General features: G+C 39.5%; 17 protein-coding genes. 5 read left to right on the top strand and 12 right to left on the bottom strand.

The features are described from left to right. Window positions 1–11: 11 nt before the first annotated feature. Window positions 12–2306, bottom strand: a complete 2295-nt coding sequence (locus tag KOLE_RS02315; RefSeq protein ID WP_012744962.1) for an HD domain-containing phosphohydrolase — start codon at window positions 2304–2306, stop codon at window positions 12–14. A 36-nt stretch (window positions 2307–2342) separates the two neighbouring features. Here KOLE_RS02315 and KOLE_RS02310 point away from each other — a divergent pair, with 36 nt between their 5' ends. Further along, a complete protein-coding gene (locus KOLE_RS02310) occupies window positions 2343–2723 on the top strand; it encodes a hypothetical protein (protein ID WP_012744961.1) in 381 nt (126 codons plus the stop codon). Then, the gene (locus KOLE_RS02305) at window positions 2707–3309 is read left to right on the top strand and encodes a transposase (RefSeq protein WP_012744960.1); all 603 of its coding nucleotides are present in this window, start codon (window positions 2707–2709) and stop codon (window positions 3307–3309) included. Before KOLE_RS02310 ends, KOLE_RS02305 begins: the two co-directional genes overlap by 17 nt. Window positions 3310–3322: 13 nt before the next feature. Here KOLE_RS02305 and KOLE_RS02300 read toward each other — a convergent pair whose 3' ends face one another. Then, window positions 3323–3952, bottom strand: a complete 630-nt coding sequence (locus KOLE_RS02300; protein ID WP_012744959.1) for a transporter substrate-binding domain-containing protein — start codon at window positions 3950–3952, stop codon at window positions 3323–3325. 360 nt (window positions 3953–4312) lie between these two features. Here KOLE_RS02300 and KOLE_RS02295 point away from each other — a divergent pair, with 360 nt between their 5' ends. Together KOLE_RS02295 and KOLE_RS02290 are read left to right on the top strand one after the other, a co-directional pair. Next, a complete protein-coding gene (locus KOLE_RS02295; RefSeq protein ID WP_012744958.1) occupies window positions 4313–6337 on the top strand; it encodes a urocanate hydratase in 2025 nt (674 codons plus the stop codon). A gap of 47 nt (window positions 6338–6384) precedes the next feature. After that, a complete protein-coding gene (locus tag KOLE_RS02290; protein ID WP_012744957.1) occupies window positions 6385–7020 on the top strand; it encodes a DUF4230 domain-containing protein in 636 nt (211 codons plus the stop codon). Between the two features lie 45 nt (window positions 7021–7065). Here the strand turns inward: KOLE_RS02290 and KOLE_RS02285 are convergent, their stop codons facing one another. Continuing rightward, on the bottom strand, window positions 7066–7590 hold the full coding sequence (locus KOLE_RS02285) for a cob(I)yrinic acid a,c-diamide adenosyltransferase (RefSeq protein ID WP_012744956.1): 525 nt from the start codon (window positions 7588–7590) through the stop codon (window positions 7066–7068). 164 nt (window positions 7591–7754) lie between these two features. Continuing rightward, window positions 7755–7958 carry a hypothetical protein gene (locus KOLE_RS02280; protein WP_012744955.1) on the bottom strand — a complete coding sequence of 68 codons (204 nt, stop codon included), beginning with the start codon at window positions 7956–7958 and terminating at the stop codon, window positions 7755–7757. A 219-nt stretch (window positions 7959–8177) separates the two neighbouring features. Here KOLE_RS02280 and KOLE_RS02275 point away from each other — a divergent pair, with 219 nt between their 5' ends. After that, entirely contained in the window at window positions 8178–11054 is a 2877-nt protein-coding gene (locus KOLE_RS02275) for a response regulator (protein ID WP_012744954.1), read from the top strand. On the opposite strand, the gene KOLE_RS02270 is transcribed toward KOLE_RS02275, so the two are convergent. The 8 genes from KOLE_RS02270 to KOLE_RS02235 form a co-directional block, all read right to left on the bottom strand. After that, a complete protein-coding gene (locus tag KOLE_RS02270) occupies window positions 11037–11441 on the bottom strand; it encodes an ATP-binding protein (RefSeq protein ID WP_012744953.1) in 405 nt (134 codons plus the stop codon). The genes KOLE_RS02275 and KOLE_RS02270 overlap by 18 nt on opposite strands. After that, window positions 11428–11739 (bottom strand): STAS domain-containing protein, encoded by a 312-nt coding sequence (locus tag KOLE_RS02265; protein ID WP_012744952.1) that lies wholly within the window; start codon window positions 11737–11739, stop codon window positions 11428–11430. The genes KOLE_RS02270 and KOLE_RS02265 overlap by 14 nt, the downstream gene beginning before the upstream one ends. Continuing rightward, on the bottom strand, window positions 11732–12091 hold the full coding sequence (locus KOLE_RS02260; protein WP_012744951.1) for an STAS domain-containing protein: 360 nt from the start codon (window positions 12089–12091) through the stop codon (window positions 11732–11734). Before KOLE_RS02260 ends, KOLE_RS02265 begins: the two co-directional genes overlap by 8 nt. Before the next feature lie 33 nt (window positions 12092–12124). Beyond that, window positions 12125–13270 (bottom strand): SpoIIE family protein phosphatase, encoded by a 1146-nt coding sequence (locus KOLE_RS02255; protein WP_012744950.1) that lies wholly within the window; start codon window positions 13268–13270, stop codon window positions 12125–12127. A 36-nt stretch (window positions 13271–13306) separates the two neighbouring features. Then, on the bottom strand, window positions 13307–16333 hold the full coding sequence (locus tag KOLE_RS02250) for an ABC transporter permease (RefSeq protein ID WP_012744949.1): 3027 nt from the start codon (window positions 16331–16333) through the stop codon (window positions 13307–13309). Between the two features lie 6 nt (window positions 16334–16339). Then, the gene (locus tag KOLE_RS02245; RefSeq protein WP_041288621.1) at window positions 16340–17029 is read right to left on the bottom strand and encodes an ABC transporter ATP-binding protein; all 690 of its coding nucleotides are present in this window, start codon (window positions 17027–17029) and stop codon (window positions 16340–16342) included. 26 nt (window positions 17030–17055) lie between these two features. Next, entirely contained in the window at window positions 17056–17454 is a 399-nt protein-coding gene (locus KOLE_RS02240; protein ID WP_153020794.1) for a hypothetical protein, read from the bottom strand. Window positions 17455–17605: 151 nt separating this feature from the next. Further along, a complete protein-coding gene (locus KOLE_RS02235) occupies window positions 17606–18220 on the bottom strand; it encodes a PRC-barrel domain-containing protein (protein ID WP_012744946.1) in 615 nt (204 codons plus the stop codon). Between the last annotated feature and the right edge of the window lie 9 nt (window positions 18221–18229).

The following is an 18229-nucleotide window of genomic DNA, read 5'->3' as shown; positions in this document are numbered from 1 at the left end:
TTTTTACCTCCTTACTCATGATAACTTTTATCTTTATCAGAATTTCTATCAGATTTTTCAGAGTCTTCCAAACTTTGCATGAACTCCATGAATAACCTTGCAAGCCTGGGATCAAACTGGATACCCGAAGATTTCTTTATTTCTTCGAGGGCTTTATCTTTGCTCAGCCGTTTCTTATAAGGGCGTCCAGAAGTCATAACATCGTACGCATCGATTATTGAAATTACTCTCGCTATAAACGGTATTTCTTCCTCTTTAAGCCCTCGTGGATAACCGCTCCCATTCCACCATTCGTGGTGGTACAGGATACCATCTGCTATGGTAACAAGGTCTGGCGAGTTTATTGCTATACGATAACCTGTTTCCGGATGCTCTTTTATTTTTTCCCATTCTTCGACTGTCAGTGGACCAGGTTTCTTCAGTATTGATTCAGGTACGGATATCTTTCCAATATCGTGAAGTGCAGCCAGCAAAACTAAATCGTTGATCTCACTGTCCGTGAGATTGATATACTTTCCGAATTCATAGGCTATTTTTCTCATGCGCCTTGCGTGCTCTTCGGTTTCATTGCTCTTTTCGAGTAACATTTTTTCAAGGGAAGTTATTATTGAATTTCTGGTGCTCATGCTTTTCAAAAGTTTGTTTTTATACATTTGCTCTTCGACTTTTTTCAGAATTTCTTGAATATTTTGGTTGGCATTTTCTTTAGTCGCAATTCCAAAAGCTACGCTAATAGGGATATATGAACCCTCGTCAGATTTTTCCAGATTCATCTTGATTCGTTTCAATATTCCTTCGGCGAGCATATAACCGGCCCTCGGCAATAAGATTATAAATTCATCTCCGCCCCATCGAGCTACAATGTCTTGTGGCCTGCAAGAGGAGATTATTGATGTGGCGACGGTTTTTAACAAACGATCTCCCTCAGTATGTCCAAAAGCGTCGTTTACGAGTTTAAGGCCGTTTACATCTCCCATGATTATGCTAAGGGGAAGATGGGATTCAGCGTCAAAGCGTTTTAACTCCTCTTCGAAGAATGCTCGATTGTAAACCCCTGTCAGGTGATCGTGAAAGATGAGATATTTTATCTTTGCCTCTGAGCGAATTCGTTCAATTGCTTCTGTGGCATGGAAAATGAGTAGTTCCGCAAGTTCAACATCTTCTTTGCTGAAAGCGTTCCTCTTCGTTGAGATTGTCTGGAAAACACCTATATTGCCTATTGGTATGCTTATAGCTGAACGGTATTCTTTACTCCGGGGTTTCGCTTCCGGTTCATTAGCGATATCTTTTACCACGATGGTTTTGCCTGTACGGAAAGTTTTTCCGGCTATACCCTCATTTAGGGGAGCCTCCATGATTTCCGGACTTGCAACTTTTTCAGATATTGCTTTAACCACGAATTTATTTCCTTCAACTATGTCGAGACTGTAAATGTCGAACTCAAGTATCTTTTTAGCTGCTTCGACAATTAAGTGATATACTTCTTCTTCAGATTTACTCTTTTCCATTTTTAACGCTATTTCATGTAGTTTCCTGATTTTTTCCAGATTATCTTTCAGGGCTTTTTCAGCCTGCTTTCTTTGGGTTATATCTCTTACGATTGCAGCAAAATAACCAGTCTGCGGAGTGAATCCGACTATCTCAAATGTTTTGTTTGTTTCATCTGAATGGATTTCAAAATGTGTTGGTCTTCCTGTTTCTATAACTTTTTCATAGACTTTTATGTGGGATTTGTAAACCGTTGGAAATATGTCCCAGAGCATTTTCCCCACAACTTCTTCTTTCTTCTTGCCTACTGCTTTCAAAAAAGAGGTATTTGCTTCGATGATCTTGAAATTGTTTATATTACCATCTTTATCTGCCACGGGTTTAAGGAGAATAAAACCATCGAGCATACTCTCGAAAAGCTTGCGGTATCGCTCTTCACTAACGCGGAGTTTTTCTTCAGTAATCATTCTTTCGAGCAGTTCTTTTCGTAATTCTTTTGTTTTTTCTTCTACTCTTATCTTTAAAACTCTCGACCAGCTCAAGGCAAGCAAAAATCCAACAGTTAAAATCAACAAGATTATCGATCCGTACTTTGTTAAATTTTTGATTATAAGATGTTGTGCTGACAACGTCCCAAACCAATTTTCATAGATCTCTTTGTATTTACCTGTCTCTTTGATTATAGCCAGCCCTTCGTTGAGGCTACTTAAAAGCTGATCGTTTCCTTCTTTAGTAGCAAAACAATATTCTTGAGTGAATAAGACGGATAGGGTGTCACGAAAAAAAGCGGGCCTCCCAAGTTCCAATGGTGGTACCATTGAAATAGCCCAAAACAAGAAAGGAGGCCCAAATAAATGGTACCACAAGAACTCACAAAAAGCGATATTGTAAAGATTATTGAGCAGTTAGACAAGCTTTTGCCTTCTAACTTCGTTAACAAACAAGGCAGAGGTAGAAGAAAGGCTTATTCTGACAAGAGCATCTTGAAACTTTCCATTTTATTGAAGCTATGCGATGTCTCATATCGTGGGGCAAAGAACTTTTTAGAAAAGAATCCCAAATACATGGAACTCTTGGACTTGAAAAACATACCACCATTCCAGACTATATCCAGGAGAGTAAGAGAATTGCCTCTTCACAGGATAAACAAAGATGTTGTAAACCTCTTTTTGGATATAGAAGGACTTGAAAGGATTGAGTTGGTGGTGGATTCCTTTCGTGACCAAGACTTGTAAAACCCATACAGCACAAAGACGAAGAAGGACAGGGAAATACAAAGACCCCCAATCCAGTTGGACAAAGACGACAAAAGGCTGGGAATACGGAAGAAAGGTACATATGAGTTTGGATGCACAGAACCTATTGATTCAAGATTGGATGACAACGCCAGCAGCTGTACACGATTCGACGGTGGCAAAGGCACAAATAGATTCTGGCCAGGGATATAAGTATTTCCTCGCAGACAGCGCATATGATTCGCAACAGATATACCGTTATATATTCGATTGTAGTAGCATGATACCAGTAATAGACACAAACAAAAGGAAAGGTGTATCACTGGAAAAACAGTGTCAGGCTCGTTGGCTGGGCATTCAATTGAGGCAAATATATGCGGAGAAGTATAAAAACCGTTGGGAGATAGAGAGAACGATTAACATTCTACAAGAATATTTCAATCTGGAATACATTTGGTATGTGAGAAACAGGAATTATGATGCGGTATTGGGTTTGGCCATATTGGCATACAATCTTTGTGTTATGTTCAATATCTTGAACAGCCGTCCTCACAGAAAGGTGGCTGATATTATTGGCTGTTACTGATTTTTGAGACACCCTATAAGACGGATTTAATCGCCTTTATGTTATCTAGTTTTAGTTTTTTTGCAAGATAAAATCCTTGAAGATTCCCCAAAAGAGCGCAATCGTGTTTTCCTGAAGCGAGAAGGCGCAAAGCCTGGGCAGGTGATTCGACAGTGATGATTTTGTCAGTGATCTTTTTTTCGAGTAAATAGTCATGCATGATATCTCCATACGGAACGATTATTTCCTTGCCTGCCAGGTCTTCCTCTGAGGTTATTCCATTATAATCTTTACGAACAAATACCGTTGTATGAACAATGAGAAATCCTGTAGAGAAATCAACCAGCTTGTCTCTCTGTTCAGAATAATACATTCCTGTAAGGCCGTCTAGTTCCCCTCTTTCGAGAGCTGTTCTTACTTCGTTCCAGGGACCAAGCCGTATCTCAATATCCATACCCATAACTTCAGCAATAGCTCCAAGCAAATCAATATTGAAACCTGCGGGATTGCCGTTTTCATCTATAAATTCGTATGGAGGATAATCATGATCCCCACCAAAGACGTAGTGTTGTTTGGTAACAGTATCATCCAGAGCAAAACTTTGGGGTGATAGCAAAAGAAGAATCAGTATAATCGCACATATCCATTTTTTCGGAAACACCACACCGATTTACACTCCTATCCGATTTTTCACCTGTTAAGTTTTTATGTGCATAGTCGTCTTGAAGGGGACATTTCATAGAGGATTGTGGTGCGGACGATGCTTTTATATTTTAACATGCACTGTTTGCTATCAAAAAATGGGAATTATAGTTTTAATCTTAAGACTAAAAAACGAAAACGAAAAACGTTTGTTTCGGTTGCTGGTTGGTAGTTTTCAGGTTCAATTAGTGATAGAGGACGTCGATATCAATCTGTAATGCTGATTTTTAATATCATTTTTTTGGGATAACGCGAAGTGATAAAATTACATTGTATGTAAAATGTTCAATAATAAAATTCTTACAAATCGGGGGAGGTTTCTATGATTTCAAATTTTGATATTTCACAAGCTATGACTATCAAGCTCGATCCGGTTCTACCGCCTGATCCGGAGTTCCTACCAGGGATAAGGAGAGCGCCAAAAAGGGAATTAACGCTGAACAAAAAAGAGATAAAGCTGGCGCTGAAAAACGCTCTGCGATATATTCCCGAGGAACTTCATGAGAAGCTGGCACCCGAATTTCTTAACGAACTGCTCACCAGAGGAAGAATTTACGGTTACCGGTTCCGACCTAAAGGCCCTATAAAGGGAAAACCTGTGCATGAGTACAAAGGAAAGACTCTGGAGGGAAAGGCCCTTCAGGTTATGATCGACAACAATCTGGATTTCGATGTCGCGCTCTATCCTTATGAACTGGTTACATACGGTGAGACAGGTCAGGTGTTTCAAAACTGGATGCAATACCAGCTTACGAAGAAATATCTTGAAGTTATGACGGAAGAGCAAACGCTTGTGGTAATGTCGGGACATCCTCTGGGGCTTTTCAAATCTTCAAGAAACGCGCCAAGGGTTATCATTACCAATGCGCTCATGGTAGGGATGTTTGACAACCAGGAAAACTGGATAAAAGCGCAAGCACTTGGTGTGGCTAACTACGGGCAAATGACCGCTGGCGGCTGGATGTACATCGGCCCTCAGGGGATCGTACACGGAACGTTCAATACTATTTTGAATGCAGGAAGACAGAAACTTGGTGTACCCGAAGATGGCGACTTGAGAGGTTATCTTTTTGTTTCTTCCGGATTGGGTGGAATGAGTGGTGCTCAGGGTAAAGCTGTGAGAATTGCCAATGGAGTTGGAGTAATCGCCGAGGTTGATTATTCAAGAATACAGACGAGACTTGAACAGGGATGGATTGATGTGGTTCTTGATGATCTCAATGAAGTCTTTAAGACTGCTCTCGAGTATAAGAAAAACGGAAAAAGCATAGCCATTGCTTATTACGGAAACGTGGTTGATCTCCTTCAGTACGCTGTGGATAACAACATTCACATCGATCTGTTGTCCGACCAAACTTCCTGTCATGCTGCTTACGATGGTGGATACTGTCCTCAAGGCATTACTTTTGAAGAGAGAACAGAACTTCTTAGAACGAACAAACAGAAATTCAGAGAGCTGGTCGACAAATCTCTTAGAAAGCATTTTGAGCTCATTAAGACTCTGGTAGAACGGGGAACGTATTTCTTCGATTATGGCAACAGTTTCATGAAGGCCGTTTTCGACGCCGGGGTCAAAGAGATAGCCAAAAATGGTGTCGATACTAGCGAAGGCTTTATTTTTCCTTCTTATGTAGAGGATATCATGGGGCCCATGCTTTTTGACTACGGTTACGGTCCTTTCAGATGGGTCTGTCTCAGTGGCAAGCATGAGGATCTCGTAAAAACCGATAAAGCTGCTATGGAGTGTATAGATCCGACAAGGCGAGGGCAAGACAGGGATAATTACATCTGGATAAGAGATGCTGAGAAAAATAAGTTAGTAGTTGGCATCCAGGCTAGGATTCTTTATTCTGATGCTGAAGGGAGAATTCGAATAGCTCTCAAGTTCAATGAGATGGTAAGACGCGGAGAAGTAGGACCAATCATGATAGGAAGGGATCACCATGACACGGGTGGTACAGATTCCCCATTTAGAGAAACCTCGAATATAAAGGATGGAAGTAACATAATGGCGGACATGGCTACCCACTGTTTCGCCGGGAATGCTGCAAGAGGAATGACGCTAGTAGCACTTCATAACGGTGGTGGAGTCGGTATTGGAAAGGCTATCAACGGAGGGTTCGGCCTCGTGCTTGATGGTAGTAGAAGGGTTGACGAAGTAATAAAGACTGCTATCGCATGGGATGTTATGAGTGGTGTGTCTAGAAGAGCCTGGGCGAGAAATGAGCACTCAATTGAAACTGCAATAGAGTATAATAAGAAAAACGTAGGCGAAGATCACATAACTCTTCCCTATCTTGTAGATGATGGACTTGTGGATAAGCTTGTGGATAATCTGGAAGCTTAATTTCTATTCCGGGGCCTGGGCCCCGGTTTCTATAAGGAGGCGATGGAATGCTGTTTGCCATCGTAATATTAGGTGCACTCGTGACTTTGCTGCTTTATATCTTGTTTCGTATAACACGTAAAACGGAGTTTAAGAGCACCTCAATTGTTAGCAGGATAGAGAAAGTTCCTGAACTCAGCACGGCAAAATTGACAATAACACAGATTTACGAGATGGAAAAAAGAAGTTTCGTACCGGGTCTTTCGGGAAAATACACTCTCATCGTTCCGATAACGGTGCGTGGTTTTCTTGACCTTTCCACGCTGAAGGAAGAAAACATTGAAGTATTGGAAACCAGCGATGCCAAGAGGGTAACACTCAGGCTTCCATTGCCCAACCTTGAAATTACGGTTACCTTAAGCCAGCTGAATGAAATAAAGGTGATAAACGAAAGCGGTATGCTGGTAAAAATGTTTGGTCCTAAAGATAAATTGAGAATACTCAAAGAAAATACCAATGCCATTAGAGAAAAGGCTATAAAAGAGTCAGAAAAAACAGGAATTATTGATATTGCAAAAGAAAGTGCCCGGAATTTCTTTCATGGGCTGTTGTTGGGAATGGGTTTTGACGAGGTAATCATATACTTCCAGGAAGATGTTCCACTTGAGAATAAAGTCAGTCCCTTGAAAATTGAAGAGAAATGAGAATCTGACTGTTTGAAAAATATTGGGACCCGATACGTATGTATTTCACCTTTTGTATGTAAGTTTTCCTTCAAGGTGCTCCTCAAAACGAGCCAAAATGAATAGGAAATCCGATAATCTGTTCATATATTTCAAAAGTTCATTGGCGATCTCTTCAGTCTTACACAGACTGACAATTCTTCTTTCTGCTCTTCTTGCTACTGTTCGGCATATATCTAATTTTGCAGATTGAATTGTCGTTCCCGAGATAACGAAACCTTTTAATTTGATGATTTTTTCATAGTGGTGCACTTTTTCTGTTAGCCATTGAACATCGGTTTCAGTTATTGGTTCGATGAATAATTTACCTTTAGAAGCCAGTTGCCCCGCCACTTTGAAAAGGTCATTTTGAATTCTTAAAAGAAGTTCCTTGGTTTCTTTTGATTTACAGTAATGCCTGGCTTCACCGATATGTGAATTCAATTCATCTATCGTTCCGTATGCTTCAACACGTAAATCATCTTTAGATACCCTTTCGCCAGACCAGAGGCTGGTTTCACCTTTATCTCCTCCACCTGTGGATATACTCATAGGTATTCCTCCTTTGGAACCAAAAATCGAGAGTTCGAGAACCGAGAGCCGAGAATCCGAGAAAAAGAGTTGTGGGTTGTGCGTCTCTTTTCTAAACCTTAAACTCTATACCCTAAACCCGCCTTTTTAAAGCGTACAACCTACAACGCTTTTTTCTCGAATCCTCATACAGCAAACAGTTTCGCAACGAGTACGATCAAGGCGATTATTCCTAAAAGCGGAAGCAGTAAGAAAGTGAGGCCGATGATTAAGAAAACAACCAATAAAAGCACACCGATACCAACAACTACGCCAATCAAAACTGGAAAGGCTCTTATAGCAATGTACAAAAGAAATAATGCCCCAATTATCGCAAGAAATTCCGTCACTTTTAGCACCTCCCTGAGTTTATTTTATCATTTTCTTGAAATCTTATATTTATCTGATTTTTGATAACACCTTTGGGATGATAAAATTGTACTGTGTCGTTTGATTGATTTTTGCAATACTCAATGTTATCCGGATAAACCTTTTGCTTTTGAAGATTGAAAGAATATAGAGGTTTTCAAACATTTAAAAATAGAAAGTCTTCGTTAGGAGTGAAGGTGATGAAAAAGCTCAGCAATAAAGTTTCGTTGGAATTTTTTATTTTTGTTCTTTCAGTTTTAATTGTGGTGGTCATCGCTTTCTCGCTTTCGCTTTCCCATTCTGCTAGAGATGAATATACACGTTATTTGGAGATCAAGAAGCAGAATGTGTACAAATGGTTTGCTGAATTGAGAAATGAGTATAAGCAGCTTTATGAGGTATATATAGAGACCGGTATTGTTGACGATGATATCGATTTGCTTATTGAACTCGAGGGGGACGGAAGGGTTAATATAGTTAAAAATTTAATTGGAGTTGGATTTGATGAAATCGCAAGTTTGGTTCAATCAGGTTCAAAGGTTGTTTTACTTAATAGTGAACCTGTATATTTGATGGTATTTGAAACACCAAATAAGCAGGCAATAATTGGCAGTATTTTTGACGGAGAATTGATTGGAAGCTTATCCAAATACCTTGGTGAAGATGCAACGGTTTTTATTAGTTATAATGATCATTATATAGTCCCTCAGGAGTTTATCCAAACGGGTATTTACGTACGTTCGGTCATCCAGCAAAGTAAAGAGGCAACTTCGCGTCCTTTTGTTGTTAGCCAGCCGAGAGGGATCTTATCTATATTTGGATGGGGCCAGGTGTATCTTACGGATTCGGTAGATATTGCTGGTGTTAAAGTCTTTGTCCTGCAGTCAGAAACACTACTTGTTCAACTTGTCAACAGGCTTATTCCAATAATGTTTCTTATCGTTGTGGGGGTCGTATTTTTCTCTTTGGTTTTTTCGTGGTCTTTGAACCGTTATATATCTACGGCTCTGGACTCAATACTGTCTGGATTTACATCGATCCGTGATGGTTCTTTTGAGCGTGTGAAGTTTAAATCTAATGATGAGCTTGGAAAAATATCTATGGAACTTAATAAAACAATGGAATTCATTGAAATGACTCTTGAAAAGCTCAGGAAATCAAATGAATTGTTGAGAAAAGCAACGGCAGAAGCCAGGCAAGCAAGTCGTATGAAATCGGAATTTTTGGCCAATATGTCTCATGAAATGCGAACGCCGATGAATGCTATCCTCGGCTTTACAGAACTTCTTCTTAGTGAGGAAACGAATGAAGAAAAGCGGAAACACCTTGTAACAATATACCGAAGCGGAGAACATCTGCTGAGTCTTATAAATGACGTTCTGGATCTTTCGAAGATTGAATCTGGAAAAATGCAGATATACGAAGAAATATATAGCCCCCGGAATTTGTTGAAAGAGCTTGTTGAAACGTATCTTCCTATGGCTTACTCTAAGGGTTTACATCTTGCTTATAGTCTAGATAATAATGTTCCTGAATATGTTGTTGGCGATGCTTTCAGAATCAAACAAATTTTGACAAATCTCGTGTCAAATGGTATCAAGTTTACCTCGCAAGGATATATAACTATACAGGCTAATTATAAAGAAGGGAAGATCACGTACATTGTCAACGATACAGGGATAGGGATTCCCGAGGAAAAACTTGATAAGATTTTTGAACCGTTTACGCAGCTGGATAGAACAATGTCAAGAAAGTATGGTGGTATGGGACTCGGTCTTGCTATTACAAAGAAGCTCGTTGATCTTATGAACGGTAAATTATATATCGAAAGTCATATAGGCAAAGGGACAAAAGTCGTTGTCTCACTTCCAACGAAGCTTCCATCGAAAGAGGAAATAGAAAAAGTTATAAACAAAAAGGAAGACACCAACAAGGTTGTTTTAATTGCAGGCAAAGATAAAAACTTTTTTGAAAACATCGCATCGCTTCTTTCACGGTATAACATCAAACACAGAACGACTTTAAATATATCTATGCTCCCACTTTTATGCAAGGAAGCAAAATACATGCTGGTTATAGTGGATCTAGATAGGATTTCTGAGAACGATCTATCGATTCTTGACACCGTAAAAAAATCCGAGACGCCTGTAGTGTTGGTGGCTAAAGATGCCAGAGAAAATATTGAAGGATTTGAAGTATTAACGAGACCAATTTCAGAAAAGAAATTGATAGAGATTATTTCAAGATATTTGAAGGAAGATCTGTATCCTGTACACGAGTTTTCTAGTAAAGAAATACTGGTTGTCGAAGATAACAAAGCTAATCAGGTGCTGATTAAGAAAATGCTTGAAAAAGTTGGGTTCAAAGTGGACGTTGCAGGGAATGGCAAAGAAGCCCTTGAAAAAATCAAAGAGAAAACTTATTCATTGATAATCATGGATATGCAGATGCCTGTCATGGATGGTTATACCGCTACCAGGAAGATACGAGAAAAGGGACTTAAGGTACCTGTGATCGCCTTAACAGCTCATACATTGAGAGGAGATGAAGCTAAATCACTTGAAGCCGGTTGTGATGGTTACCTTGGAAAACCGGTAAAACAAAAGGAACTGATAGATGCGATTGTATATTTTCTTAGAATTCAAGAAGAATTAGAAACAACCAGATTTGAACCTGTTCAAACACCTGATCAAAAGACTGGGAAAGCAGAGGAGAAGATAGGAGAACCTCCTAAAAATCCGAGAAATGATATTGAAAAACGCATTCAGGAACTCTCGACAAACATGGGATTAACCCTTGAAGAAGCGCGTGAGATGTTTGAAGAGTATGAAAATTATCTCAGGGAAAGTATAATGCAGCTTAAAGAGTTGAGCCTGAAGGAAGATTTCGAGGCTATCGATCGGGAAGGCCACAGTTTAAAAGGTTCTGGTAAGATGTACAGTGTGGTTGAGGTATCAGAAATAGGTGTGAAATTGCAGAATGCCGCCAAAGCAAAGAAAAAAGATAAGATCCTTCAACTGATAAGTGAGCTTGAGAAACTAATTGATCAAATCTGGGGTTCAGACCAGAATAGTTAGAATATTTTGATTGTCTTTGAATTTATAATTTATTTGTTGGGCAAATTGTTTGATCAGGTATATGCCCATTCCGCCTTTTTCCAGCGAATTGATATCGTTGAGGTCAGGGGGGCGTGCGATAAGAGGGTTAAAAGGAGGAGCATTGTCGGTTATGGTTAATAAAACACTTTCATCAAGATATTCCAGATCGATGTATATCTTTTCGTCGTTTTTTTTGTTGTAACCATGCCTTACTATGTTGCTGCACACCTCTATAATTATAAGGCCCACCTTAAACCCTAGTTCGTTGCTTTTTTCGGAAGCAACCATCCTGAATATCTGAGAGGCAAGCGCGTCGACTGCTTCCAAAGAAGCCTTTATTTCAAAGGACCACTTATTTCTTTTCACGGTTATCGCTCACTTCACTGAGATTGTCAACGATTTCCAGAACCTTGTTTATTCCCATTATCATAAATACCCTTTTAACGTTGGGTGTGGGCGAAAGAATCACAAGTCGTTTACCCTTGAATTCGAGCTTTCTCCTCAAAATAAGAAGCGTGGCCACGCCGGAGGAGTCTATTAATTGCACGTTTTTCATGTTCAGGGCGAGAATATCGAAATCTGTCAATTTTTCGATGGTTGAAAGCAACTCACTACAGGAAGACGCTGTGAATCTATCCTGGTCGATAACCAGCTCTTTAATCATGAGAATCATCCCCTAAGTTTTTTATAAAGTCTTCAGGTGAATTGCAATCCATAACAAATATCTTGTCGAGTTTGAGAAGTTTGAAAAGATTTCTTACCTCGCTGTTTAATCCGCAAACAGCAAAAGGAATGTTTTTTTGGCTGAGAATCTTGTAAAGGCTTATGAAAGAAGCAATGCCCATGCTATCAACGAATTCTATATTTCTACCATCCAGAATGACCGCTTTGTAGGTATCCAGTTTTTTGGATTCGAACCATTTTTTGAACTCCGCAGGGATCTTGCCGGTGATACGTGACCTTTCTTCAACGCTTATGATGGCGAATTTCTCATCTACAACCTTAAAAGAAAACACGATATCCCCCCTGTTTTTTTTTAATGAAAACATTCAGCCGGTGAATTCTATACCTATTATAGTAACATCGTCCTCGAAATGCTCGCCATTTTTATAGGTTTTAACTTCATTAAAGAGATCTTTAACGCTTTCTTCAAGTTTGGACCAAATGTTTTTTTCCAGGTTTTTTTTAAGATTTTCTAAGCCGAATTGTGTTCCTGAGGAATTTACAACTTCTATGACACCATCGGTAAAGAGGTATATTCTGTCGCCTCTGTTTATTTCTAAAACCTTCGTTTTACCTTCGACGAGTCCCAGGCCCAGCATGCTTTCAACCGGATCGTTTACAAAAAAAGTCTTCCTGTCCTTTTTTTTCATAAAGAATGGAGATGGATGACCAGCATTTCCGATTTCGATCCTCATGTTTTTCCTATCAATAACCACGGCTACGGTTGTGATAAACAGATCGAACTTGTCAAATTTGAAATTATCTTCCAGAGCTCTTATGAGCTTAGAAAGTTCCAGTTTTTCACCCTGATTTTTTATGTTTTCTACATAATCCTCAACAAATCTGTGAAAGATTACCGAGAGCATTGCCGCTTTGACCCCATGTCCAGCAACATCTGCAAGATATATAAGTTCTTTTTCGTCATTAAGTTTGATGAAATCAAAGATGTCTCCTCCCACATTGTACGAAGGTTCGTATATCCAATTAACCCTGTCTCTAAACCCCTGTGGAGTGGAAACCGGGACCAATGCTTTCTGAATCTTCGCAGCTGCAGCGACGTCGTCCTGTAGTTTTTCAACCGCCTCCTGTAAAGAGTGTATAAGGCTATGGATTCTAAGTTGTGTACGAACACGTAGCAAAACCTCTTCCGAAAGAAAAGGTTTGGTAATAAAATCCACCGCACCGCTTCTCAATGCGGTTAGTTTGTTCTCTTCATCTGTTGAACCCGTTAGTACTATTATGGGAACATCTTTTAGATTCTCTTTGGATGTGAAGGTTTCAAGGAGCTGAAGTCCATTTATATCCGGTAACATCAGGTCAAGAAGAATCAAATCGGGTTTGAAACTTTCAGCCTTTTTTAAAGAGGTTTTTCCATTTGCACACTCAACAACATCATATCCTGCTTTTTTGAGAATCACTTTGAGCAACATTCTTACTGTTCGATCGTCGTCAATAACGAGCACCCTCTTCATTTTCCCCCTCCTAAATGCGTCGAAACAGTTGTGAGTTCATTCAAAATAGCGTAACGCTTCTGCTGGAGTGAGTTTAGAAGCAAGATAGCTAGGAATAATGGTAGAGATGAGTGATATGACATAAAAGATGATGGATAAAATGGCCATGTATCCCCACGGTACAGACATCTCCATAGACCCAGATAACACAGAGTTAAAGATCTCTATGCTGGTCAATGTTCCTGTCGTGAAACCAAGCAAAATACCCAGAATAACAATGAAACTTGTTTCTATCATGAAGGCATCGAAAACCATTTTTTTGGTAAAGCCTATGGCTTTCAACATTCCGATCAACCTCTTTCGCTCGTAAAGGGCTTTGAACATGAGTATAGAAACTCCAACGATTCCAACAATCATCCCGAAATAGAGGAACGACCTTAAAATATCTATTATTCCACTTATAGCTGTGGTAATTAGTTCTATCATATCATCAACGTAAAATATAAAGATGTTTGCTCCCAACAATTTTTTCAATGTGTAGAAATTTGATTTCTTTTCCTCCTTAGAACTACCAGCCACATTCATGAGTATGATCTTTGATCCGTCGGTTTCATCTGATAACGATAGATTTCCATGATAGAGGAAGAGCCCATTAAAGAAGTTAATATCATTCTCAGGAAGGGTAGCAACAACTCTTGCTTCCAGAATTTTTTTACCGGTTTCCGTGATTTTTGTTCCAATCTCTGAGTGTCTCGGTGGTCTTGAGAACACGGGAGTACTGTCGGTGAAAATCTCAATGATATCGCCGGGGGTCAATCCAGGAAGTGCGGATTTTGAAACGACTATATCGGTTGGGTGTTCTTTAAGATAATTCCATAGATCTGTGCTACTATTGAATTTCTTTTTGAGTTCCGGAATTACTTCAATATCATTCAGCTTAAATTCAGCTTTTGTTATAAATCCATCGTCGAAAATGTAAAGATCTGCCCTGTAGCTTTCTGTTTGCGCCTGTTTGTTGACAATTATATTCAAACGGGATAACTCTACAGCCGTTGTTACCTGTTTCATTTCAGAAAGTTCGGAAGCTTTTAAATTCAGGTTACCGATCGTAGAAAAAACAGCGCAGTCAAAGCCTATGAACATGGTATCTTTGCTTCTTTTTAAGTTCTGTTCCTGAGAATATGGGAGGATCGAGACCAGCGTTATTATGTAAATAACGAGTGCGTACATTGCAATTGTCAACCCCGTTCTGGTTCTGTTCCTTGCCGGGAAAGCTGTTGATATTTTCAATACCGCAGCTTTCTTTCCTGTACCGTGAAATAATCGTGATAGAACAATTTCGAAGGTTTTCAGGTTGTAAACAACAAGCAATATTCCGGAAAAGAGGATGGAGAATCCTTTGGTAATGATCAACGGGACGGAGGTTGCGCTCTCTTCAGTGATGAAAGGAATGTAATCGCTAAACATTACCAGAACGATTACGGCTACGCTGGTTATGCTTTCTATGAGTCTTTTGTCTCTTATATTCAAAACATAAGGAAACAAAAGTAGTAAGAGAGTTGTTCCACTAAGAAAAGCTGTTCCACTGCCTGATAGGTAGCCACTCATCACAATTACAACACCAGCAAACAGCGAGAATACAACAAAAACCTTGAATAAGTATTTCGTACGTTGAGTTATTTCTTCTGGAATACCACGAATAGCATTTACTATGTTCATTCGAGAGATTCTTCGACCGGTCCAGAGAACAACCATCATAGGAATTATCAAGCCAAGGAAAAAGCCATAGAAGAGCGTCTGGGGTTTTACGTAAAAAGTAAAAGAGCTCTGAAATGTATTGAGAGCTTGTCCGGCCCTTTCGGTTGGTACCATGGTGGATAGATCCGTGAAGAGATTTACGAATTTAGAAAGAATAAAGTATGATATTCCCACACCTACGGGTAATCCTACAATGGAGGAAAGCAAAGAATACAAAAAACCTTCGTAAACGATAACCTTCGATGTTTTTGACCTTGTATAACCCAGAGCTCTCAAGGTTCCAAGTTCGCTTTTTCTTTCCTGGGCAAGCATCATGTAGATGTTTGATAATAACAGTATTCCAGCTATGATTGCAAAGAAACTCAACGCGAAGAATACCAATCCTATGTTGTTTCCTGATGCTGCTTCTATTGCTTCACTCTTTACTTTAGCAACTTCAAATTTTTTATCTTTGTCCCAGACTCTAACTATTTCCTCGATTCTGCTGCTGAATTTTTCACCGGAAAGATAGTCTCCTGTATTGGATACGAGTATTTCGTTATAGCTGTCTGGAACTTTTATACCCAGAATTTTCCTGGCGTTTTCTATTGAGAGAAAGAGTTTTCCTGTATCGTTTGAAAGGTTTGTGCCAGAATAGTTGACAATTCCCTTACCTTCAACTATCTTATAAACTCTAACCTTTGGTAACTTCAACCACACCAGAAGTTTATAACTCGGATCAGGGAGTATCTCGAAAACATCTCCTTCTCCGAGATTCAGTTTCTCTGCTAAGGTTTCATTGATTACAACAGGGATGTCTCCATCCAGCTCTTCAGGGATATTTGTATCGAAAACTCCTTTAGCATAGCCAAATTGAGACAATTGAGCGAAGTCCACGCCTATAAGATTGGCGTTTGCTGCTGCTCCGGGTTCTAACGAACGAACCGTTCCTATTGAGCCGCAGCTAACCTCTTTTCTCAGGATGGGTAGTACTTCATCAACGTATTCAGAGTGCTTTAATCTTTTAATGAGATCGCTAACGTCATTCAAAGTGAAGAAAGGTGGAGCGGTTCCATTGATTTGTCTCAAAGTGATAACTTCATCGATTTCACCCAACTGCTCTTCAACTCGAGAATAGAGAAACTTTTGAAACGAGTCGTTCATCGACATGGAGCCTACTATAAGAGCCGTTCCTATAAGTGAACCAGCGATTATAAGAAGGGCTTCAGCCTTCCTTCTAAAGATATTTTTGAAACTTATTTTCAGAATAATCCTGTTGCGGAGCATTGAAAGAATTACCCAGCTACTTCCAAAAATAACGGCAAAGGTAAGCGTTTTGATCAACATCTATCATCATCCCTGGCGTTTTTCGATTGAGATTATCTTTCCGCTATCCATGTGAAGGATCCTTTCTGAGTAACTTGCCACTCTATCGTCGTGTGTTACAATGACGAAGGTTTGGTTGAATTCTTCATTCAAATGTTTAATCAGTTCCATTATTTCAGCGCCTGTTTTGCTGTCGAGTGCGCCGGTGGGTTCATCTGCCCACACTATTTTTGGTTTATGAACGAGGGCTCTGGCAATGGCGACTCTCTGCCTTTCACCACCACTCAATTGGGAAGGTAAATAGTCAACCCTATCTTTCATTCCAATCTGTTCGAGTGCTTCCATAGCGGCTCTTCGTGCTGATTTGTTTTCAGCGCCGATAGCAAGCATGGTAAGTTCAACGTTTTCAAGTGCTGTTAAAACAGGAATGAGATTATAGAATTGAAATATAAACCCCATTTTGAGTGCTCTGAAACGTGTTTTTTCGTTGTCGGACAGGGCATGTAAATTGACACCATCAACGAAAACTTTTCCTGAGGTTGGATCATCTATACCGGAAAGACAATTCAAAAGGGTACTTTTACCACAGCCCGAAGGACCTAAAATAGAGAGAATTTCTCCCTCGTTGATTTCGAAAGATACACCATTGAGTGCTCGATATTCAATTTCCCCGTTTTTGTATATTTTAACCAGATCCTGAGCTTTGACGAATGCCAAAAAGATCACCTCTATTTCTTGTTCCACTAATTTTCATTTTTATATTTACGCAATAGATCTTTGAGCTCTTTTTCTATTTTTTCGAGGTTTTTTAGCAAATTATCAGAACCGGAAACCACGATGATTAGCAACAAAAACATGGCAATGTACCCAGATACGACTGTTATAATCCAGCGTTGGCTTTTAAAGAAAAACATGAAAACGGTGCTTACAACAGGAAACAGAGGTGCTATCAAGACAGAAGCATAATAGAGCCACCTCTGGAATTTTATACCGTTTTTCAGCTGTTTCAGAAGTAAATTTATATGTCTTTTTAATCGCTGAAATTCTTCTGTCTGCGCTGTAATTTCCTTTATATCGCAAAGCTCTTTTTCAATTGTTGAAAGAGTAATTATGTCTCCACTGAAAAAATCTTCGAATTTCAAACTTCTCGAGAGTTTTTTCGTTCTTTTTGTGATCAATATGTAAGCGAAGATCAGACCTAACGGGAGTAGGGAAACTAATAACGAATGTAAAGAAACACTCAGCCCGTATAACAGAGCCATACACGCAAGATAATATATAAAAAGAAACCGTTTATTCATCCTTATCTGGCAGTTTTTCCAGCATAATGTAGGATGCTGATACTTTTACGGATGATTGTTCGATTTCAGTAACCCAGTCTATGGGAAGAAGCTTCTCTTTCTTTTTTCCTTGACTGCTTATTTCAATAACAAGATGAGTTATGTGTCCCGTTTCATCTAAAAGAATGCTTCTGACCCGCCCGGCTTCTTTGTCTTCTGCTGTTATAATTAAAGCTCCGGGTTCAATAGCGGTGGAGTCCTCGGATATGTTGCTTGATACGCTGAATGATGGCAGGGGATATAACTCAGCGTAATCTCCTACAGGTCTCAACCAGTAAACTGGTGTTACTCTTCCTTCTGCTCCTTCGCCTGTAATGAAATAGATTTCCTCAAAATCTTGAAGTTTTTCTACTTCACTGGCTTTTACCCGCAAGCGAATTTCGTCAGGAGCGGCAAAATATATGGAATTTATCGGAACAAGCTTGGCTTTTCTGTTAAACATGCCTTTTTCAATAACTATGTGGGTCACTTCGTTATTAACAGGATGGACTACAACCCTTGTAAGCCTCCCAAGGTTTTTTCCGTCGGAAGATATTACTTTAGCTCCCCAGCGCAATCTGGTTTCCATCTTTTCACC

It is taken from the genome of Kosmotoga olearia TBF 19.5.1, from assembly GCF_000023325.1.
Taxonomy (GTDB): Bacteria; Thermotogota; Thermotogae; order Petrotogales; family Kosmotogaceae; genus Kosmotoga; species Kosmotoga olearia.
Note: the sequence above shows the minus strand (reverse complement) of the source record. Positions and strands in the feature narration are given on the sequence as shown.